The sequence below is a fragment of the Paenacidovorax caeni genome (genome assembly GCF_001298675.1).
GTDB lineage: Bacteria > Pseudomonadota > Gammaproteobacteria > Burkholderiales > Burkholderiaceae_C > Paenacidovorax > Paenacidovorax caeni.
In genome coordinates this window covers 38,862-55,687 of sequence record NZ_CYIG01000022.1, presented here as the reverse complement: position 1 = coordinate 55,687, position 16,826 = coordinate 38,862, and the positions used below count along the sequence as shown (strand labels likewise).

Here is a 16,826-nt window from a genome sequence, read left to right as displayed (position 1 = left end):
ATCCTCGCCTCAGCCATCTTCCCCTTGAACACCAGCATTCTCGAGGGCGTCAACAACCGCATTAAGGTCATCAAGCGTATGGCCTACGGGTTCCGGGATTCAGCCTATTTCTTCCTGAAGATCAAGGCCGCCTTCCCCGGAAAGGCGCGATGAACCTTTCTTCTTGCCGCCGCCCGCGCCGCCTTCCTCGCGCTCGCGCTCCTTGCGCTGCTTTTCTTCCTCGCGGTAGATCTCACCCAGCACCACGAGCTGCTCCTCCAGCAGCGCCAGTTCCTTGGTGAGCCGCTCCGCTTCCTCGTTGTTCTTGCGGATGCGGGCGCGCTCGATGTCGAGCCGCAGCAGTGCCATCTTGGCGCGCACCTCGGCCTCATCGCGGGCCTGGCGTGCCTTCGCCACGTCTTCTTCCGAGCCGTGCAACTCCAGCAGGCGCATCTTCAAATCCTCCAGCCCCTGCGCCGCGCCCTGGTTGGAGCGCTCCAGCGACTGCTGGGCGGCGTCCAGCTCCTTGAGGGCTGCCGACATGGCCCAGGCCAGCTTGGGCACATCTTGGGCCCAGGCGCCGGATTCCCGGGCGATCTTCGCCATCTCCTCGAAGTACTTGTCCGCCTTGCGCTGTGCATCCGCCCACGCATTGGCGGCCTCGTTTGCCGCCTCGTTCTGCGCTGCGGCCTGCTTCTGCAGGGCGGTGCGCGAGTCGTCGGCCGCGTCCGCCATGTCGCGCATGCCATCTGCGCCGTCCTTGGCTGCATCGCCCACCTTCTTGGTCGCGTCCTCGGCTTCTTTCATCGACTTGACGATGGACTTGCCCGCCTTATCCGTCTCAATCACGAAGCCATGCTGGCGGGCCTGAGACTGGATCGTCGCGTCCGCGATGCCATCGTTCGCAGCAATCGCCGCCTCGGCCATGGCCTTCCATGCCTCGTTGATCTCGCGTGGCGTGGCCGTGCCGCTGGCCTGCACAACGTCGAAGGCTTCCTTGGCCGTTCGTGCAAGTTCCTTGAGCTCTGCCTGCGGCTTCACGCCGAGCTGGCGCAGCGCTTCGCCCAGGCTCTGGATGCCCGGTATCTGCCCCTCGATGGTCGCGCGCTGCTTGTCCAGCGCCGATTGCAGGCGGCCCATGCCGTCTGCGCTTACCTGGCCCGCCGCGCCCATGGCTTTGAGCTTTTGCTCCATCGCTTCGATGGCCTGCAGGCTGTCGGCCTTGGGGATGGCCGCAGCGAAAGCCATTTCGATGGCACGGGCGGCGTCCTTTGCCCCCACGCCTGCCGCCTTGGCGGACTCGGCCACCAGGTCAACCTGGTTGATGGCCTCCTGCGCGCCCGTGCTGATCTTGCCCAGGGCCTGCGCGGCGTTCACGCCGAGCTTTTCAAAACTGGCCGCGAGAACCTGTTCGTTCGCCTGTGCCCACTGCTGCGCGGATATGACGCCCTGGCGCGAGGCCTCCTCAAGGTTTGCCCTTAGCGCGCCAATCTGACCCGCATTGAGCTTGCCCAGCGCCTCCTGCCATGCTTCGCCCACCTCTTTCGCAGATAGCCTGCCTTTTGCTGCCAGTTCGTCCAGGGCCATTACAAAAGCGCTGACGCCTTGCACATCGCCGAATTTCAGGCCCGCAGCCAGGCGCTCTATGGCCTCCTTTGTCTTGTCCGCCGCCGTGGCGGTTTTCTCAAACTCGGCCACCAGCTTGCTTGCATCAGCAGCGGCCATTTTGGCCGTCGTTTCCTTCACGGCCCCGGATAGCTTTTCCTGGGCCTGAGCTGCAGAAAGCCATTTGCCGGTTGCCTGGTCAAATACCAGCAGGCCTGCGCTCTGTGCCTCATTGAGCTGCTGCATGCTTGTGACGAGCACGCCCGTTGCATCAGAAATGGCTTTGAGTTTTTGAGCGACAAGGTCTTGCTTTTGGGCCGTCTGCGACGCAATGGCGTCATGCTTTGCAAGTTCCGCCCGGTATGCGCCATAGTCTTTTGCGACTTTGATCCATGCTTGCCCGAGTTCAAGAACCCCCACGGCGACAAGTGCGAGAGACGCCCGGGAGATAACTGCAAAAGCCTTGGATTGATCTGCGGCCTTTGCCATTTCCAAGCCTGCACCTTTGGCTGCCAGGCCTACCCCCGTCAGTGCTCCAGCAAATGCGGCGACCTTGGAGACCACCCACAGCTTCATCAGCACTTCGATGGCTGGCGCAAGCTGCTGCAAGACGCCAATGACACCTTGAGCCGCGTTCGCTACGTCAACGAAGCCGCTGGCAATCCGCTTTGCCATTACATCCAGTTCGCCACTGGCCTTGAGCTGGTCGAACTTTGCCAGCAGCCCTTGCAGTTGCGCGGTCAGATACTCCAGCACGCCCGATTGGGCGATCATGTTGAAAAGCTCTTGCAGCGCATCCTGGGCACGCTGAACGGCTCCAGCGTAGGAGTTCATCAGGTCTGCACTGGCGCCTGCGCTTTTCTTGCCCATGGCGTCGATGAGCTGAAGGATTGCATCACGCCCGAGCTGGCCGGCACTCGACAGCTTTTGAAGTTCCTCCACGTTCTTGCCGGTTGCCTTGGCGAGCAAATCCCACGCGGGGATGCCGCGCTCGGCAAGCTGCAGCATTTCCTCCCCTTGAAGCTTGCCCTTTGTCCACGCTTGCCCAAGTGCCAGGGTGACGCCCTCCAGCATCTCCGTACCACCGCCCAGCTCTGCAGCCGCATCTGCCATCGCCAGCATCTGCGCCCGGGTAGGCTGCAGGCCAAACGCGGACAGCTTGGCGTAGGCCTCTGTCAGCCCCTTCACGTCAAACGGCGTTTGCTGCGCTAGGTCTTTGAGCATGGCGAATGCTTCGCGCGCCTTCTCCGAGCTGCCCAGGATGCTTGTCAGGCGGCGCTCCAGTTGCTCGAAAGAGCTCCCCGTCTCAAGCACTTCAGCAGCAACCCGCTTGATCTCGCCCAGCCCGATCATGGCGCCCGCCCATGCCACGGCTTTGTGCGCGGCAGCGCCGATCTTGCTGCCAGCCCCATCAGCGCTGTCCCCAAGCTCCTTGATTGAGCTGGCTGCACTCTTGGAAGCGCCTTGCGTCCCGCTCATTTCGGCACGTAGCGACTGGATACGCCGCTGCAGCTCGGCGGTTGCTCGGATTGCGTCTTCGGGCATGAGCTTTTGGCCCTTGAGACCGCGCATCACAGCCTGGAGCTGCTCAATCTCGGCCGTGATCTGCCGCACCCCCCGCATGCCCAATTGTTGAAAGGTCTGTTGCAGCGCTGGGGCGAGTGCAAGCGCCTCAGTGCGCATGTCATGCACCACCTCTGTGTACCGCTGGGCCTGCTGCTGGGCCTGTAGTAGTTGTGCCTTGAGCGCAATTTGCTGGTCAGTCAAGCCCTTGGTGCTCATGCCCGCAGCCTGCAACGCCTGGCGAGAGTCATTCAGCGCTTGGTTACCCTGGCGCAATGCCACGCTGAGCTGACCGGCGCTGCCAACGGCACGTTCGTAGTCGGCCACCAATCGCTTTTGCGCATTGGCTGCGTTGCTGCTTGCAGCCTCGCTCTCCTTGTATGCCGCAGCAAGCAAGCGCACATTGCCCGCAGCCGCCCGCTCTTCGGCCTGCAGCATCTTGAGCTGTGCAGCAGCATCCCGCACCCGCTCAGAAAAAATCGCGTTACCGTCACCGGCCTGCTTGAGGTCATCCCGGCTTTGCTTCAGCTCCACCCGCGTTTGCGCGATGGCATCACGCAACTGCAACTGGTATTGCTTGGCTGTACCCAGCTCCAGCGCGGCAACCTTCTGCGCATCGGCCGCGCGTTTCGCCTCCTCGCCCGCTTGCGCCATCTCCTTGGCCAGGGCATCCACCTTGCCGCTGGCCGCATCCATGGCCGTCGCAACGCTCTCGGTCTCGCGCTTGAGACGCATGAAGTCATCGACAAGCTTATTCTGTGCGCCGATGGCACGAATGGCTTGCGCCAGCTCGGTCAACTTTGGCGCTGCATCACCGCTCTCTTGTGCCAGGCCTTCCAAGCCATCCGCGATAGCCTCCACATCGTTAGCGCCGTTGGCTTCTACATCAATGACCAACTTGGCCTTCATGTTCTGGTTCGCCATATTTCCTCGCTTGCCTTAATATCCGCAGCCATGAACCTGCTGCTGCTCTTGCTTGTTGTCGCCATCGGTGTGCTTGCCCTCGCCCGGCCGAGCGCCAGGAACATGGCTGCGCTCAAAATTGGAGCCCTGGCAGCAGCTTCCTCTCTGGTCTTGGCCCTGGTATCGCCGGAGAGTGCAATGGCTCTTGGAGTGGGTGCACTTGCGCTTGTCGGCCTTTGGCTCTGGGGTCGCCTCCTGCTGTGGCCACTGCATTACCTGGCCTCTTTGCTGCACCGATAAAGCGCTTTCACCTCGAAAAAAAACCGCGCCCAGGCAAACGCCCGGCGCGGTTTTTTATTGCCCCCCGGCCAGGGTCAGACCATCGCGTCGATACGCATGAACGGGCCGAACAGCGGGTCGTTCTTGAGGCCGGGAACGTACTGCGCCTCGCCCTTGAGCGCCAGGTCGCTGGGCTCATCGGAGAGCCAGTTGAAACTGCCATCCAGTGCGAGGGGGATGCGCGGGATGATGACGCGCTGCTTCTGCCCGTCGCCGTTGACCCCCGAGAAGATGATCCCGCGCTCGACGTTCGTCTTGCTGAATGCGGCGACATTCACGAAGCTGTCGTACTCGTAGTCCACCTTGAGTGGCTCGACGTGCAAGGCAGGGTGTGCCAGCAAGCGGTACCGACCATGCTCTGCGTCATCTTCTTCATAGTGCGTTCCGAGGACGTACGTCAGGGGCGTTCCCGGAGTGCTGTCCTCGATCACCACGCTCTTGCTGCGCGGGTTGCGCAGGAAGAAGTAGTCCCCCGGCTCCAGCTTCGCCAACTGCTCATCGGTCACTGTGCCCCCGGGGATTTCCATCGCTTCGCCGAAGAACGCCGAAGCCATCGTGCGCGTGTCGAACTGCACCATGGAGAGGTTCACTTCCAGGCCCTTGCCCGTCTCGTATTCCTTGAGGGTCATGCGCTGGCCGGAGCAGCTCTCTTTGATCTTGCCCGTTTCGCGCGATGGCGTGACGGTGAGCGTGCGGTTGGCACAACCCACGCTGTACAGGTTCGTGAGGAAACCCATCTCAGGGCGACCGTTGATCGGGTCGTAAATGCCAATGTGCACCGGCCCCTGGCCATTCCAGACGATGGGGGTAGATTTAGATGCTTGCGTAGCCATGTTTACTCCTTCTTGGCGGCGGGAGTTGCGGGGGGGGGCTGCGGGCGCTGCCTTCGCGGTGCCAACCGAAACGAGCCATCCAGCCTTGCCTTCGGGCAGCTCCAGGAATTGACCGGTCTTGTAGTCGCGCCCTGCGTGGCGGTGCGGCTTGAGCAGCTCAATGCGCACGCGCGGCGGCTGCGAGTCGGGTTTTGTGGACATGAAAAAGGGCTCCTGTGTAAGAGCCCTCAGTGTTCGCCGCCGTGGCGTTTCGTGCGAAGGAAAACGCTTTAGGAAATGCCCGGCCACCCGGTCGTGACGTCGATGGCCTGCAGCGTCTGCACGTCATCGCCTGCCGCGCCGATGGCATCCTCCAACGCCTGCCGCACGCCGGTCAGCGTGCCATGGATCACGCGGTAGGCATCGTCCTTTGCCACGATGCGATGGGCCAGCTCCACGCGGCCAAGGCCGCGCGCTGCGGCGGCAGCGTCAATCCATGGCGTGGCCGTAGCCGGATCGGCCAGCAGCGCGCGGGCCTCCCCGGTCTGCACCGGCCAGCTCTCGCGCTCGCTGGGCGGGTATCCGGTGGCGATGATCTGCATGCGGCGCTCGTACTCGCCTGCGAGCTGTGCGCTCAGTGCCGCGCGCAGCGCCGCAGGATCGGCAGGCGGGGGGACGTAGGATGCCACCCACTCTGCGAGCATCGCCTGGTGCTCATCCAGCGGCGTGCCCATCGCCGCCGCATCGGCGCGCAGCATGTCGATCTGCGTGGGGTGGTAGCTGACGCAGCGGACCTGGGCGGCACCGTCCATCCAGGTGGCCTCCAGCCAATTCGTAGCGTCCAACTTCAGTTCGATGATCATGAATGCGCTCCCGAAAGAATGCAAAAGCTGATGTTGACCGGGTCGCTTCTGGTGGCGCCGTTGTTCGTCAAACGCAGCGCCACACTCGTCGCTGTGTCGACGTATGCCACCACCACTGAGTATCCAGAGTAGCCCAGAATAACCGGCAATAAAACAGCGGCTGAGGAAAGCGCAGAGCTAGAAAAAATGAACTCGACAGACGCACCGGCGCTGAGTTGTTCGGGGTGCATTGTGATAACGCCACACGGCTTATTGACCGTCACGGGCATCCGCTTGTTCGTGGGCTGATTCGCAGTGCCGCCGCATCCCGCACCATAGCCGAGCACGCCACCGTCTTGCAGGAGGAACCCGGTTTCTGCGAATGTGAACGGGTGCCTGTACCAGGGCGTCCAGATGGCATCGTGCAAATGCCTGAACCAGAATTGAGCAACTCTTGTGTGAAACACCTGCTGCGCGACCTGGCTCAACCGCCCGGGAATACCAAACGTGAAGACGTTCCACCACGCGGTCGAGAGCGATTGGGCGGGCCAGTCCGTCCCTGCGCCATCCACGGATACGAAAGCATCGACAGCGCCAATCTGGGCATTTGCCATTTTGCGCGTCTTGTCCGGGATCCCGCCAAAAGCCGCCCGGGGCATGTACACGTTCACCAGGGCCTTGATGTCGGCACCGATGGCCTGCGCCAATGCCGTGATGCGCGCTTGCAAAGAGGCCATGGCTACACCTTCGCGGCGGCGTAGTCGGCGGCGTAGTCGCGGTCGTATCCACCCAGACCAGCGGTCAGCGCATTGAGCGCACTGGCCGCCGCCGCGCCGATGTTGTCGCGCGCCTGGGCCTGCTGCGGCGCGCTCAGTGCCTGAGCCGCGTCGAAGCGCACGCGGTTTGCGATCTGTGTTGCGATGGTTGCGGCAAAGCTGGGATCGTTGCCCAGCGCGGCGGCCAGCTCGCTCAGGGTGTCCAGCGCAGCGCCCGCGCCGTTGACCAGGTCGTTCTTGACGGCCATCTGCGCGGCTGCAATCGCACTGACGATCTTGCTGGCGCTCCACGCCACGCCGGTATCGCCAGCTCCGGCGTTATCGTCAATGACCGCGCCCGTGCCGCTGACAAGCGTCAGTAGCTCATTGATGGCAGCGACCAGGCTTGTTTTCGTGGTCGTGTTCAGCGCACTGAGCTGGCCTTGCGCCAGAGTGAGGGCCTTCACATCGGAGCCCATGGCCTGGGCGAGCGCAATGAGACGGTTGTCGAGGGACATGGTTCTTCCTTTCAGGCCTTGGCCAAGATGTAGTGAGCAAGGGGGTCAGCAACGCCGAGCCCCAGGTGCTGCTGGGCTGCCTCCTGCACGGCGGGGTCGGTGGAGAGCTCGGAGAGCTTGTTGGCCGCCATGAGCGCACCGGCAGCGCCGGGGCTGGGTTGCGGGCCACGCAGGCCCACGACGGTGACGACGTGGCGCCGCGCGCCATGGTTGATGAGGGTGACGATGCTCATGGGTTGGCCCTGTCACGGGATCGTGGGCGAGTCGGCCACGGCGAAGATCACGTCGCATGTGTGCATGACACGCCCGGCCGCGTCCGCGTAGCGAATGTCGGCCGTGAGCCTGCCCAGGGGCCAGGACGTTGTCTCGGCGCTGCTGGCCGCCATGGAGTACTCCCCTTGCGCGGGGTCGGTCACATCCACGGCAAAGCGATGCACCAGCCGCCCGCCAGGCGCGCGCACCCAGCAGTCGATCTGCCAGCCGGTAATGTCCAGCGGCACGCCCTCGGACTGGATGGCGCAGCCGAGATCCAGGGTGTCGCCGCGCTTGAGCTCGATGACGCTTGGCTGGTTCATCGCGCGCAGGCCTGCGGCCCATCCTTGTGCAGCGTGTTGTGGAGCTGGTACAGGTCGGCGAACAGCAGCACGCCCGCGTCGTAGTCCAGCACCTTGCCCGACACCCAGCTCACGGGAGACGCACCATGGGACGCGGGCTTGTGGCCGATGAGGGCCACGCGCACCGCGCCCACAAGCTGGCGCGCCTCCTGCTGCATCTGGTCGCCGCGCTGCTCGCGGTAGTGGCGCAGGGCCAGCACCACGCCGATCTGCGTCGTGCAGCTCTGGATGCACACGCCCGGGGCGGCAGGGAATTTGCCGGTGTTCGTTTCCTCGGCGAACACCACATAGGCGCTGGGCGGGCGAAACGATGACAGCTCTTTCACCGCCGCATAGTCCGCCGCGCCGCCCACGAACTGCAGCTCGGGCACCTGCTCGCGCAGGCGCTGCACGATCAGGCTGGTGTCGAAGGGCTCGAAGTTCACCGGAAGGCCCCCAGCTCGCGGCGGCTGAACACGCTGGGGGCGCACTCAAAGCGCGCGTCCAGCTTGTCGTTTGCCACCACGTCCTCGGCGCCCAGGCTGAACTTGCCGTCCGCCGTCTGCTGCAACAGGCGCTGGGCGTCGGTGTAGCCGCGCGCGATGCGGTCGGTGGCCTCCAGCGCGCGGCGATCCTTGTGCAGCATGTAGCGCGTGATGGCGCGGCACCATGCCACGACCAGGCCAGGCACCGGGTTGAGCGGCAGCACGTAGCCGCGCTTGGCGAGATAGCCGTCGATCATCGCCGTGGCATCCGCCACGGCGGCGTCGATGCGCTGCACCGCGCGCTCGGCGTCGGCCACGTCATCGGGCGGCCAGGCGCTGGTGTCCTGGCCGCACAGCAGCGCATTGAGCAGCTCGGCCCGCACGGACGGGCGGTGCTCCTCGGTTGCCACTTCCGACAGCTCCAGCGCACCGGGGCTGTCGGCCAGTTGTTCGTGCGTGATGTACGGCATGTAAAGCTCTTTGCTCAGACGCTGGCTTCGTCCTCGTCCTCGGCCGCCGCCGTATCGGCCACGGCTTCCGCTTCGGCCAGGTAGGTCACGAGCATCGGCTCCCGGGTGAGCTGCTCGTACTGCTTGTCGCTCAGATCAGCGAGCGGGAGGCGCGTCTCGCCGGAAAACGCGAAGCCTGCGCGGCGAAAGCCTTCGACCTTGGGCGTGACGACCAGGACGAGCTGCGTGTCGTTTTGGGGCTTGGCCTTGGGGGCGGGGGCCGAGGTGCGCACCTTGGCGCGGGTATCTTTGGCGGTTGCCATGGGGATGCTCCTTGGGGTTGAACGGGTGGGCGTGTCAGTCCTTCATCCAAGGGCACACGACCACTTTGGACAGGTTGCGCATGACGTTTGATGCGCCGTTGGCCAGGCGCTCGGCCGTGACGACTTCCAGCGCGGCTTGCTCCATGGAAGGCGGCACCCACAGCTCCGCGCTGCGGATCACGAGCGGCTTGCCGCTGTCGTCATGGAACGACTGGTGCTGGGCGCGGGCATCCGAGTAGGAGCCAACGTCGAGCGGCTCCTTGGACGCGAACGCCATCTGCCACAGGCCCAGGCCAGCATTGCCCCGGCCATCGGCGCCCCAGACGAACATGTTGCGGCTGAACACGGCTTCGTCGGTGAGGCTGGTCTTGGCCGTGAAGGCGTAATCGCGGCGCTTCTGGTAGATGAACGGTTTCAGGATGCGCGTGGTGTCCAGCAGCATCCAGGTCTTGCCGCTGCCGCCCTGGAAGTTGCTCACGCTCACCTGGCGGCCCGGAGGCCCCACGGGGTGGTCGGTGTCGAAGAAGTACTGGCCGTCATAGCAGCGCGTGGTGAAAGCGTTGTTGACGACATCGAACACCATTTCGTCGGGGTGCGTGGCGGCGTCCTGTCCGAGCTGCTGCACGACGGGCGAGAACATGCCGTACTTGTCATCCTCGATGTGGTCGCGGAGCACTTCCACCGTGTTCTCGAAAGTGCGGTTCTTGATGCTGTAGCTGTGCAGCATCAGGCTCTGGTATTGGCGCTCGCCAAGCCACTCGCGAAAGCGCGTGAAATTGCCCAGCCAGGCATAGGTTTCCTCGGCCGCAGTGCTGGGCACCAGCGTGGCAAGCTGCTGCCACATGGGCGTGGCTGTGGACAGGCCCGCGCGGAACGCGCCGTTGTAGGCCTGGTTGATGATGGCGAGGTTGGCGTGATTGATGATCATGTCGGGGTGCTCCTGTGGCGTTGCGTGGGTTAGCGGAAATCGACCCAGACGCCATCCGCGTCCACGTCGTACACCCGGCCAGCGCGGCCACGGGTGCCGCCGCCGTTGGTCTTTGCGACGGTCTGGTCGTCCACCAAATAGCAATCGGCGCCGAGGTCGGCGAGCGTGATGGCGTCGGCGGCGGCCGAGTTGCCGAACTGGTGGGGCGTCTTGGACAGGCGCACGCGCATGGCGCCATCGGTGCCTCCCGTGTTGTCGGCGCGGCGCTCGGCCACGCCCGCGCCCTTGAGGCCCGCGCCCGTGGCGCCCGGTACGGCAAAGCCTGCGGCGTTGATGGCGACCAGGGCGCCCGCGTAGATGCGGGCATTGGCGCCCACGGGCGGTTCGATCTGTTCGCCGGGGCGGCGCAGGGTTGCGCGGTCTTGCGTGAGTGCAGTCATGTTGATGGGCTCTCGTAGTTAAGCGGTGGTGGTGCTCACGGCACCGGCCTTGTATTGCTCCGGCGTCAGGCCCATGGCCGTGCACACAGCCAGCTCGGAGGCCGTGAGCTGCGCGTCACCCTTGGCCGCGCCCTCGGGCGGGCGCCCCCCGGTTTGCGTGCCTGTGAGCGCTGCGATGGGCTGGGCCGTCTGCAGGTAGGCAGTGAGTGCGGCGACGTTCGACTTGCCCAGGTCGCGCGCCCAGGCTTCTTGGGCGGCCAGCAAACGGCCATCGGCCAGCGCGGGCTTGACCAGGTCGTCCACTTGGCGGGCAAGGCTGACCGCCGAGAGCGCGGCCACGCTGGCTTTGAGTTCCTCGACCACCGCCACGGGAACGAACTTCGCGGGGTCGGGCGCGCCAGACGTGCGCAGGCTGGTACAGGCCGCCGTGACCGCATCGGCAGATGCGTCGGCCGAAAGCTGCAGCGCGGTGCAGGCGGCCGTGGCCACGGCCGCACGCGACTGCAGGGACTGCAACGGGCCGAGGGCCGTCAGCGCAGCGGTGGCCGCTTCTTCGGTAGTGGTTTCGGGCAGGCCGAGGGCGGCCAGCACGGCCTTGAGCAAAGGATTCACGGAGGGCTCCTGTAGTGACGGAAGGAAAGCGGCCGTGGCGGCGGCCATGAGAGAAACCGGCTGCATCCCTTGGATGCCGGGATCGTTCGTGAGCGCGCCCATCAAGACTTCAAGGACCGTTCCGTCCGTCTTGGAGTACGCGAACACCGGACTGAAATAGAGGTATTCCTTGCCATCGATGGCAGCAGCGGCGCGGGCCGTCATTTCGACCAGGCCGAACAAGCCCTCACCCTCGACCCACTCCAGGGACTTGGGCCAGCCCGCAGCAGGCGCTGGCTGGCCGTTCTTTTCCTTGTTGAGGGTCTGGTGCTCGTAATCGACCACGAGGGGCTTGCGGCGGGCGTTGAAGCGCTCTATCACCAGCGCGGCGCTGGCGGCGTCGATGCGCCACGAGGGCACTTCTTCGGGCCGGGTGTCGCCGCTGCGGAACTCACCGGCTGGGAAGAACTGCACCCGGCGCATCAGGCCATCGGCAGCGCTCGCCGCCTGCACGGCAAAGGTGCAGGCGGCGACAGCTACAGCGCTACGGAGGGTGTTGGGGGAAGGCATGCCGCGATGGTCGCGGCGGGGGGCGTTTGAGGTGAACTAAAACGCTTTAGAAAACGCTGGCGCATTGCACGCCAGCGTGGGGGGCTCAGTCGTCAATGCCGGGCAGGCGACCCTGGCGCATGCGAATTTGCTCTTCGTGCCAGTCGTTCACGATCTGCCGAACGCGCATCTCGGTCAGCCCGTACCGGCGAGCCAGAACATGGTAGTTGTCGCCCCTGAACTCGCTGCACATCTGCAGGTCACGCGCCGAAAGGTACGCGGCCACGCCCTTGGCCAGGTAGATGGTTTTGCCGCCTTTTTCGGCGCAAAGGTGCAGCACTTGCACGGTGGCTATGCGCGCCATCGCGTGCAGCACACGCAGCCAGGCAGGGTCTGGATGGGCCGTACCGGCGCGCGAATCCATGAGCGCGATGGATTCAAAAAGGCACCAGGCAACGTCGCGCACCTCGTCGGTCAGCCCTGCTGGCAAGTGCTGTGCGAGCACGGCGGCCTCGGCCTCAGTCAAGCGGCGTGCTGGCATCGTCATGCGGCACTCCCGCGCGCGTGCATCACTTTCAGGCCCTCAATGCAGGAGTCGAGCTGGGCAGTGTTGCAAAAGCGCAGGGCATCGACGCCCACCTGCCGCTTGACCCATGCATTGAGCGCGGGCGCGCTGTGGTTCTGGATCACGCCGTCGCGGTGGAGCTGGTTCCACAGCGCCCACACCTTGCGCTCGCGTGGGCTCGCTGCGGCCCGGGTTTGCGCAAAGGAGCGCTGCCGCGTTGGCTTGAGCACGCCCAGGCGCTCGCCCAGGGCCTGCATGTGGTCGCGCACGCGGGCCTGCGCTTGCACGCCCAGGGCCTTGCTGCTGTTCTTTCCAGTGAGGTTGACCAGCAGCGCGCGGTAGTCGTCGTCGCTCAGGCCCAGCTTGCCCTTGAGCGTGTGGATGGCTGCAATGTGGTTTGCCATTGATCTACCCCAGCAGCAGCGGCCCGAGCCACCAGTTCCACAGCCCGAGCAGGCTGCAGACCAGGAACACCCACTGCTGGGCATGCAGGGGCCACTGGCGCTGCCAAGCGCTGGCCGTGAGCCAGGCCACATTGCTGAGCGCGAAGGCACCGAAGCCCCAGCCGGGCAGCGCGGGCATGGCGAGCAGCAGCGCGCCCAGCACGCCGAAAAACGCACCCGCGACCGACAGCGCGAGCACACGAAAAGCCAGGGCCGTTTTAAGCGGCCCGGCGCCGCAGGAGGTGCAACCCCCTGGGTTTGCGGTTTGGAACGGTTTGGAAGGCATTTCCGGGGCTCCTGTACGTATCAAGCGGCCTGTGCGGCGCGGCCATCGCCGCCCAGGGCCGCCACCAGGTCATGGATCAGCTTCGACAGCTCGCCCGTGGCAATCGCCGCATCGGCATCAAAGCCCTGGTCGCCGGGCGAGCGGCCGTCGAACACCGCGTCGAGGAAGCTGATGCCCTTGAGCTGCAGCCCCTCGGTCAGCACGAAGGACACGCGGTCGTCCCAGGTCAGGGCCAGCGTGGTGGGCAGCTTGCCCGCCTCGATATGCGCGCGCACCTCGCCGATGTCCAGCGGGTGGCGCGTGTAGCGCACACCGGCCTTGGCTTCGTCGGTGGTTTTCAGCTCGCACTCGCGGTCGATGCTGAAACCCGGGGGCGGCTCCTGCGTCTTGAGCCAGTACGCCATGGCGGCCTGGGGCGCGGTCTGCGTATGCAGCAGCGCCAGGGCAAGGCCGGGCAACAGCTCCACCAGCAGGCTTACCACCTCATCGGCGCGGGCCTGGCTGCTGGTGTCGAGCGCCAGCGTGCGGGCCTGCGGGTCGATCCACACCCACATGGCGGCCTGCTTGGTGAAGGCCATGGGCAGCAGGTCGAGCCGGGCCTCGTCCTTGAGTTCGCGGCTTTCCTTCTTGCCGGGCTTGCGGCCGGTTTCCTGCTCGATGCGCGCGGCCTTTTCCTTCACCTTGCGCGCCAGCACGCTGGCGGGCAGCATCTTGGCCTCGGTCATGTAGCGCAGCACCCAGTGCCCGCCCACGCCCTCGGCCAGCAGGCCGTGTTCTTCGCCGCGCGGCGGCACGAAGCCGATGGACTTCTCCTGCGTGGCGCCGCATTCCAGGAACAGCGCCTTTTGCAGCGCGGCCTCGACTTCGCCCAGGCCCACGGGCCAGGGCGACACGATGCTGTAAACGATCAAGGTCTTGAACATCAAATACTCGCTTTCGCTATGGCCTGGCGGCGATCCACGGACGCGCGGTAAGCCACGCTGGTTTCAATCGCCGCGCTGCTGATGCGCGGCTGCAGCGGCACGATGCGCTTGCCGGTGCGGTCCATGACCAGCGGGCCGGTAGGAGACAGGGACGGGGTTCCGGGCAGCTTGGGCGGCGCTTTGCCGCGATCACGCCACGACTGCGGTTGCGGCGCGGCACCGATGGCGGCCGTGCCCTTGGGGCGCACGGATTCAAATGCGGAGAGGATGCGGGTCATGCCAGCCGCCCCTGCGCGGGCATGCCACCCACACCGCGATTGAGCTTGGCGTCCTGGCCTGAGCGGTGCCCGGCCGAGAAGTGGCCCCAATCCGTCTTGCGCGCCTTGGTGGTGTCGCGGGCCTTGCCCTTTTTCAGCTCGCCGTGCCGCTGCTCGATGTAGGTGAGCAGCAGGGCCTTGTCGGCCTTGGGCTGGGCGAAGTGCTCCACGAGCTGCGATGCAGCAGCCACCCAGCCTATGGCGAAGGCATCGCCACGTGCCGTCTTTGTGATGGGCTTGCAGTTCTTGGGCTGTTTGGCGATGTGGGCCAGGCGGGCCTTGGCGCATTGGCGCAGCAGCACCTCACAGGCGTAGCCTGCCACCGTGGGCGCGGCTTGCATGCCCACGAACACCCAATGGCGCGTGCGCACGAAGGCGCCCGCGTCGTTGTAGCGGCCTTCCAGGTTGCCGAAGGTTTCGCAGCCGAAGGCATCGGCGATCACGCCGACCAGGCGCAATTCCCAGGTGTTCGCGGCGGTGCTGCACGCCTTCACCCTGACCTCGTGCACGTCGGCCAGCGACACGTCCTGTTCGCGCAGGCCGTGCTCGCGCATCAGGTGCTGGGCCTGGCGCAGCGCGACAGCGGCCTCATGTTCGTTGGCGCTGCGGCTGAGTGCGAGGCACTTCTTGATCTTCTTGAGGGCTTCGTCGCGGGTCATGCTGCGCCGCCTTCCTTCTGCAGGCGGCTGGGCTGGTGGTCTTCGCACACGGCTTGCGCCGTGGTGCCGAACCCGCCTTTATCGCAGTGCCAGGGGTAAACGTCGGTTGTGCCACCCAGCTTGGAGTCTTGCGACGAATACGCACAGTTGCGGCACGAGGGGCGGCGCGTTGCCGTCATGTAGCCCATGGCGGCCTTCCGGGATTGAATGCTGCCCATGGTCATGCTCCCTCGGCCTGGGCCTCGAACGGGACGACGATGAAGTCTTCCACGCCCGTGACGATGTTGATCCCGGCGATGCCGCGCACGGCTTCGGGCTCGTTCAGCATGGCCTCCTTGTTGGGCTCGTTCTTCACACGCACGAAACGGCCCAGGCCCATGCGCAGCAGGGTTTCGAGCACCGTGTCGGCGCCACGGATGGAGACGCTCGGCGGGCGCTGGCGCCACGACACTTCGCCCGTGACCAGGTTGGCCGTTTTGCCCAGCTTGTCGCCCTCGCCGCACAGCTCGGTGCGGTGCGCTTCGCACCAGGCCTGCACGCCGCCCTGCAGGGCTTCGATGCGCTGCTGCAGGTCGGACAGCTTGGGCTGGTGCTGCTGCGTGATGGCGCCAATGGCGTCGTTCATCGCCGCGCGCTCGCGCTCGAATTCGCGCTGCAGGTCGCCCAGCAGGCGGATGGATTGGGCGCAGTCGTTTTTGCTTTGCGGCACTGCGGCCAGGGTCTTTGTTTTGATGCGGGTTGCCATGGTGGTGGCTCCTTAATGCGTGGTGGATTTGGAGGTGGTGACAGGGTCGGGATAAGGCGAAAGGCCCTTGCCCTTGGCATCGGCCTGCATCAGCTCCCCGGCATAGCTAGCCATTGCCATGGCGACATAGCCAACCAATCCTGGCGGCAGGTTGGAGGTGACAAACCTGTGAACGAGGTTGAGTGCTTCCAGCACTACGAACGACGGTTGCTCGCCCTGCAGCGCGACGATGATCTTTTCCGCCATGTCGTATGCCTGCTGGCGAAACTCGGCGCGCTGCTCGGGCGTTGGTGATGGAGTGCTCATGGCGTTCCTTTCTTGAGTTGGTCGATACGTGCACGCAGGTGCGCGGGCATGGGCGCGGCATTGCGTTCGCGCTGTTCGATGGCGGCCAGGGCCGGGTCTTTGCCGCCGTACACAACGTCCAGGGCGGCGCCGATCTCCAGCGCCTGGCCGCGCACTTGCACGGTGTCGCGGCGCGGGCGCAGGCGGGCGTCTTCCTCGCGCTTGGCTTCCTGGGCGGCTTCGTGCTTGTCGGCCATACCCGCCAGGACGGCGTAGAGGTAGCCGTGGCCTTTCATGGGCAGCTCCAGGCGCTGCGCGTCGCGCGCGGCAAGCATCTGGTCGATGGCCTGTGCCCAGGCGTCCAGTGGCGCGGTCCAGTCTCGGCCTTTGTGCGTGATGACCTTTCGCTCCAGGTCAGGCAGCAACTGCATGAGCAGTTTGAGCTTCTTGGCGCTGGTCAGGCGCTGCTTCGGTGGCGTGAACAGGGCGATGTACTTGAGCACGCGAGTGCCCAGTGGGATGCTGACGCTGGCAAGGCGCGCAAAGGCACGGCGCTCCTCTTCACAGGCGAAAGCCACCGTCAAGTCAAACTCAGCGCCGCAGGCGGGGCAGGTGATGTCGGTCACAGTGCGCCCCTCCACATGATGGACACGACAACGCCAATGGCGATGGCGCAGAACCAGAGGGCGACGCCCAGCGTCACGCGCAGGCGCTGGGTGCGCGTGGGCATCTGCTGCAGCGTTCCGGGGGCGAAGTGGTGGCGCGGGGCTTTCATGCACCACCTCGCAGGCAGATGGCCGACACGCTGACTGCGCCGGGGAAGTTGGACAAGACCGTGCGCACCGCCGCGCAGGCCGTGGCGAACAGGCCTGTGCAGCGGCCGCTGCTGCCGTCTGACATGGTGATACGGATGCGGAATGCGAACATGG

The 16,826-nt window shown here is 65.3% G+C and carries 27 protein-coding genes; 2 read left to right on the top strand and 25 right to left on the bottom strand.

The genetic code is table 11. The features are described 5' to 3' along the window. Positions 1–153: transposase (locus BN2503_RS19375; protein WP_148639746.1), on the top strand; the 153-nt coding region annotated here is incomplete at its 5' end. On the opposite strand, the gene BN2503_RS10975 is transcribed toward BN2503_RS19375, so the two are convergent. Beyond that, positions 100–4,056 carry a tape measure protein gene (locus BN2503_RS10975; protein WP_158447355.1) on the bottom strand — a complete coding sequence of 1,319 codons (3,957 nt, stop codon included), beginning with the start codon at positions 4,054–4,056 and terminating at the stop codon, positions 100–102. The two genes, BN2503_RS19375 and BN2503_RS10975, sit on opposite strands and share 54 nt — an antisense overlap. A 45-nt stretch (positions 4,057–4,101) precedes the next feature. On the opposite strand from BN2503_RS10975, the gene BN2503_RS10970 reads away from it, so the two are divergent. After that, positions 4,102–4,350: a hypothetical protein gene (locus BN2503_RS10970; RefSeq protein WP_054256697.1), complete on the top strand. Its 249-nt coding sequence runs from the start codon at positions 4,102–4,104 to the stop codon at positions 4,348–4,350. Between the two features lie 74 nt (positions 4,351–4,424). Here BN2503_RS10970 and BN2503_RS10965 read toward each other — a convergent pair whose 3' ends face one another. The 24 genes from BN2503_RS10965 to BN2503_RS20510 all read right to left on the bottom strand — a co-directional run bounded on the left by BN2503_RS10965 (position 4,425) and on the right by BN2503_RS20510 (position 16,824). Further along, positions 4,425–5,423, bottom strand: a complete 999-nt coding sequence (locus BN2503_RS10965; protein ID WP_199445250.1) for a phage tail tube protein — start codon at positions 5,421–5,423, stop codon at positions 4,425–4,427. Between the two features lie 68 nt (positions 5,424–5,491). Next, positions 5,492–6,064, bottom strand: a complete 573-nt coding sequence (locus BN2503_RS20960; RefSeq protein ID WP_054256696.1) for an HI_1402-related protein — start codon at positions 6,062–6,064, stop codon at positions 5,492–5,494. Next, on the bottom strand, positions 6,061–6,780 hold the full coding sequence (locus BN2503_RS10950; RefSeq protein WP_074930303.1) for a hypothetical protein: 720 nt from the start codon (positions 6,778–6,780) through the stop codon (positions 6,061–6,063). Before BN2503_RS10950 ends, BN2503_RS20960 begins: the two co-directional genes overlap by 4 nt. Before the next feature lie 2 nt (positions 6,781–6,782). Continuing rightward, a complete protein-coding gene (locus BN2503_RS10945; RefSeq protein ID WP_054256694.1) occupies positions 6,783–7,316 on the bottom strand; it encodes a hypothetical protein in 534 nt (177 codons plus the stop codon). Between the two features lie 11 nt (positions 7,317–7,327). Then, on the bottom strand, positions 7,328–7,549 hold the full coding sequence (locus BN2503_RS10940) for a hypothetical protein (protein WP_054256693.1): 222 nt from the start codon (positions 7,547–7,549) through the stop codon (positions 7,328–7,330). A 12-nt stretch (positions 7,550–7,561) separates the two neighbouring features. Next, positions 7,562–7,891: a hypothetical protein gene (locus BN2503_RS10935; protein WP_054256692.1), complete on the bottom strand. Its 330-nt coding sequence runs from the start codon at positions 7,889–7,891 to the stop codon at positions 7,562–7,564. After that, positions 7,888–8,355 carry a phage tail terminator protein gene (locus BN2503_RS10930; protein ID WP_054256691.1) on the bottom strand — a complete coding sequence of 156 codons (468 nt, stop codon included), beginning with the start codon at positions 8,353–8,355 and terminating at the stop codon, positions 7,888–7,890. Before BN2503_RS10930 ends, BN2503_RS10935 begins: the two co-directional genes overlap by 4 nt. Then, entirely contained in the window at positions 8,352–8,864 is a 513-nt protein-coding gene (locus BN2503_RS10925) for a gp436 family protein (protein WP_054256690.1), read from the bottom strand. The genes BN2503_RS10930 and BN2503_RS10925 overlap by 4 nt, the downstream gene beginning before the upstream one ends. A gap of 14 nt (positions 8,865–8,878) precedes the next feature. Next, positions 8,879–9,166 carry an HI1506-related protein gene (locus BN2503_RS10920; protein ID WP_054256689.1) on the bottom strand — a complete coding sequence of 96 codons (288 nt, stop codon included), beginning with the start codon at positions 9,164–9,166 and terminating at the stop codon, positions 8,879–8,881. 34 nt (positions 9,167–9,200) lie between these two features. Beyond that, entirely contained in the window at positions 9,201–10,094 is an 894-nt protein-coding gene (locus BN2503_RS10915) for a Mu-like prophage major head subunit gpT family protein (protein ID WP_054256688.1), read from the bottom strand. Between the two features lie 29 nt (positions 10,095–10,123). Continuing rightward, entirely contained in the window at positions 10,124–10,534 is a 411-nt protein-coding gene (locus BN2503_RS10910; RefSeq protein WP_054256687.1) for a hypothetical protein, read from the bottom strand. 18 nt (positions 10,535–10,552) lie between these two features. Continuing rightward, the gene (locus tag BN2503_RS10905; RefSeq protein ID WP_054256686.1) at positions 10,553–11,695 is read right to left on the bottom strand and encodes a phage protease; all 1,143 of its coding nucleotides are present in this window, start codon (positions 11,693–11,695) and stop codon (positions 10,553–10,555) included. A gap of 85 nt (positions 11,696–11,780) precedes the next feature. Beyond that, a complete protein-coding gene (locus BN2503_RS10900) occupies positions 11,781–12,221 on the bottom strand; it encodes a Mor transcription activator family protein (RefSeq protein ID WP_082366563.1) in 441 nt (146 codons plus the stop codon). Continuing rightward, on the bottom strand, positions 12,218–12,643 hold the full coding sequence (locus tag BN2503_RS10895; RefSeq protein ID WP_054256684.1) for a regulatory protein GemA: 426 nt from the start codon (positions 12,641–12,643) through the stop codon (positions 12,218–12,220). Before BN2503_RS10895 ends, BN2503_RS10900 begins: the two co-directional genes overlap by 4 nt. Positions 12,644–12,647: 4 nt before the next feature. Continuing rightward, on the bottom strand, positions 12,648–12,968 hold the full coding sequence (locus BN2503_RS10890; RefSeq protein ID WP_233495053.1) for a hypothetical protein: 321 nt from the start codon (positions 12,966–12,968) through the stop codon (positions 12,648–12,650). A gap of 20 nt (positions 12,969–12,988) precedes the next feature. Then, positions 12,989–13,891: a recombination-associated protein RdgC gene (locus BN2503_RS10885; protein WP_054256682.1), complete on the bottom strand. Its 903-nt coding sequence runs from the start codon at positions 13,889–13,891 to the stop codon at positions 12,989–12,991. Continuing rightward, positions 13,891–14,169 (bottom strand): hypothetical protein, encoded by a 279-nt coding sequence (locus BN2503_RS10880; RefSeq protein ID WP_054256681.1) that lies wholly within the window; start codon positions 14,167–14,169, stop codon positions 13,891–13,893. The genes BN2503_RS10885 and BN2503_RS10880 overlap by 1 nt, the downstream gene beginning before the upstream one ends. Further along, positions 14,166–14,867, bottom strand: a complete 702-nt coding sequence (locus BN2503_RS10875) for a DUF2786 domain-containing protein (protein WP_054256680.1) — start codon at positions 14,865–14,867, stop codon at positions 14,166–14,168. Before BN2503_RS10875 ends, BN2503_RS10880 begins: the two co-directional genes overlap by 4 nt. Next, a complete protein-coding gene (locus tag BN2503_RS10870; protein ID WP_139235452.1) occupies positions 14,864–15,085 on the bottom strand; it encodes a hypothetical protein in 222 nt (73 codons plus the stop codon). The genes BN2503_RS10875 and BN2503_RS10870 overlap by 4 nt, the downstream gene beginning before the upstream one ends. Positions 15,086–15,087: 2 nt before the next feature. Beyond that, a complete protein-coding gene (locus tag BN2503_RS10865; RefSeq protein WP_054256678.1) occupies positions 15,088–15,612 on the bottom strand; it encodes a host-nuclease inhibitor Gam family protein in 525 nt (174 codons plus the stop codon). A gap of 12 nt (positions 15,613–15,624) precedes the next feature. Further along, positions 15,625–15,918, bottom strand: a complete 294-nt coding sequence (locus tag BN2503_RS10860) for a hypothetical protein (protein ID WP_139235451.1) — start codon at positions 15,916–15,918, stop codon at positions 15,625–15,627. Then, a complete protein-coding gene (locus tag BN2503_RS10855) occupies positions 15,915–16,523 on the bottom strand; it encodes an HI_1489 N-terminal domain-containing protein (protein ID WP_054256676.1) in 609 nt (202 codons plus the stop codon). The genes BN2503_RS10860 and BN2503_RS10855 overlap by 4 nt, the downstream gene beginning before the upstream one ends. Further along, positions 16,520–16,672: a hypothetical protein gene (locus tag BN2503_RS20515; RefSeq protein ID WP_158447354.1), complete on the bottom strand. Its 153-nt coding sequence runs from the start codon at positions 16,670–16,672 to the stop codon at positions 16,520–16,522. The genes BN2503_RS10855 and BN2503_RS20515 overlap by 4 nt, the downstream gene beginning before the upstream one ends. Then, complete coding sequence (locus BN2503_RS20510) at positions 16,669–16,824, bottom strand: hypothetical protein (RefSeq protein ID WP_158447353.1); 156 nt, start codon at positions 16,822–16,824, stop codon at positions 16,669–16,671. The genes BN2503_RS20515 and BN2503_RS20510 overlap by 4 nt, the downstream gene beginning before the upstream one ends. Positions 16,825–16,826 lie beyond the last annotated feature (2 nt).

Coding starts and splice junctions, on each gene's coding strand:
- BN2503_RS10975 (WP_158447355.1), bottom strand. CDS start 4,056: ATGAAGGCCAAGTTGGTCATTGATGTAGAAGCCAACGGCGCTAACGAT.
- BN2503_RS10970 (WP_054256697.1), top strand. CDS start 4,102: ATGAACCTGCTGCTGCTCTTGCTTGTTGTCGCCATCGGTGTGCTTGCC.
- BN2503_RS10965 (WP_199445250.1), bottom strand. CDS start 5,423: ATGTCCACAAAACCCGACTCGCAGCCGCCGCGCGTGCGCATTGAGCTG.
- BN2503_RS20960 (WP_054256696.1), bottom strand. CDS start 6,064: ATGATCATCGAACTGAAGTTGGACGCTACGAATTGGCTGGAGGCCACC.
- BN2503_RS10950 (WP_074930303.1), bottom strand. CDS start 6,780: ATGGCCTCTTTGCAAGCGCGCATCACGGCATTGGCGCAGGCCATCGGT.
- BN2503_RS10945 (WP_054256694.1), bottom strand. CDS start 7,316: ATGTCCCTCGACAACCGTCTCATTGCGCTCGCCCAGGCCATGGGCTCC.
- BN2503_RS10940 (WP_054256693.1), bottom strand. CDS start 7,549: ATGAGCATCGTCACCCTCATCAACCATGGCGCGCGGCGCCACGTCGTC.
- BN2503_RS10935 (WP_054256692.1), bottom strand. CDS start 7,891: ATGAACCAGCCAAGCGTCATCGAGCTCAAGCGCGGCGACACCCTGGAT.
- BN2503_RS10925 (WP_054256690.1), bottom strand. CDS start 8,864: ATGCCGTACATCACGCACGAACAACTGGCCGACAGCCCCGGTGCGCTG.
- BN2503_RS10920 (WP_054256689.1), bottom strand. CDS start 9,166: ATGGCAACCGCCAAAGATACCCGCGCCAAGGTGCGCACCTCGGCCCCC.
- BN2503_RS10915 (WP_054256688.1), bottom strand. CDS start 10,094: ATGATCATCAATCACGCCAACCTCGCCATCATCAACCAGGCCTACAAC.
- BN2503_RS10910 (WP_054256687.1), bottom strand. CDS start 10,534: ATGACTGCACTCACGCAAGACCGCGCAACCCTGCGCCGCCCCGGCGAA.
- BN2503_RS10905 (WP_054256686.1), bottom strand. CDS start 11,695: ATGCCTTCCCCCAACACCCTCCGTAGCGCTGTAGCTGTCGCCGCCTGC.
- BN2503_RS10900 (WP_082366563.1), bottom strand. CDS start 12,221: ATGACGATGCCAGCACGCCGCTTGACTGAGGCCGAGGCCGCCGTGCTC.
- BN2503_RS10895 (WP_054256684.1), bottom strand. CDS start 12,643: ATGGCAAACCACATTGCAGCCATCCACACGCTCAAGGGCAAGCTGGGC.
- BN2503_RS10890 (WP_233495053.1), bottom strand. CDS start 12,968: ATGCCTTCCAAACCGTTCCAAACCGCAAACCCAGGGGGTTGCACCTCC.
- BN2503_RS10885 (WP_054256682.1), bottom strand. CDS start 13,891: ATGTTCAAGACCTTGATCGTTTACAGCATCGTGTCGCCCTGGCCCGTG.
- BN2503_RS10880 (WP_054256681.1), bottom strand. CDS start 14,169: ATGACCCGCATCCTCTCCGCATTTGAATCCGTGCGCCCCAAGGGCACG.
- BN2503_RS10875 (WP_054256680.1), bottom strand. CDS start 14,867: ATGACCCGCGACGAAGCCCTCAAGAAGATCAAGAAGTGCCTCGCACTC.
- BN2503_RS10870 (WP_139235452.1), bottom strand. CDS start 15,085: ATGGGCAGCATTCAATCCCGGAAGGCCGCCATGGGCTACATGACGGCA.
- BN2503_RS10865 (WP_054256678.1), bottom strand. CDS start 15,612: ATGGCAACCCGCATCAAAACAAAGACCCTGGCCGCAGTGCCGCAAAGC.
- BN2503_RS10860 (WP_139235451.1), bottom strand. CDS start 15,918: ATGAGCACTCCATCACCAACGCCCGAGCAGCGCGCCGAGTTTCGCCAG.
- BN2503_RS20515 (WP_158447354.1), bottom strand. CDS start 16,672: ATGAAAGCCCCGCGCCACCACTTCGCCCCCGGAACGCTGCAGCAGATG.
- BN2503_RS20510 (WP_158447353.1), bottom strand. CDS start 16,824: ATGTTCGCATTCCGCATCCGTATCACCATGTCAGACGGCAGCAGCGGC.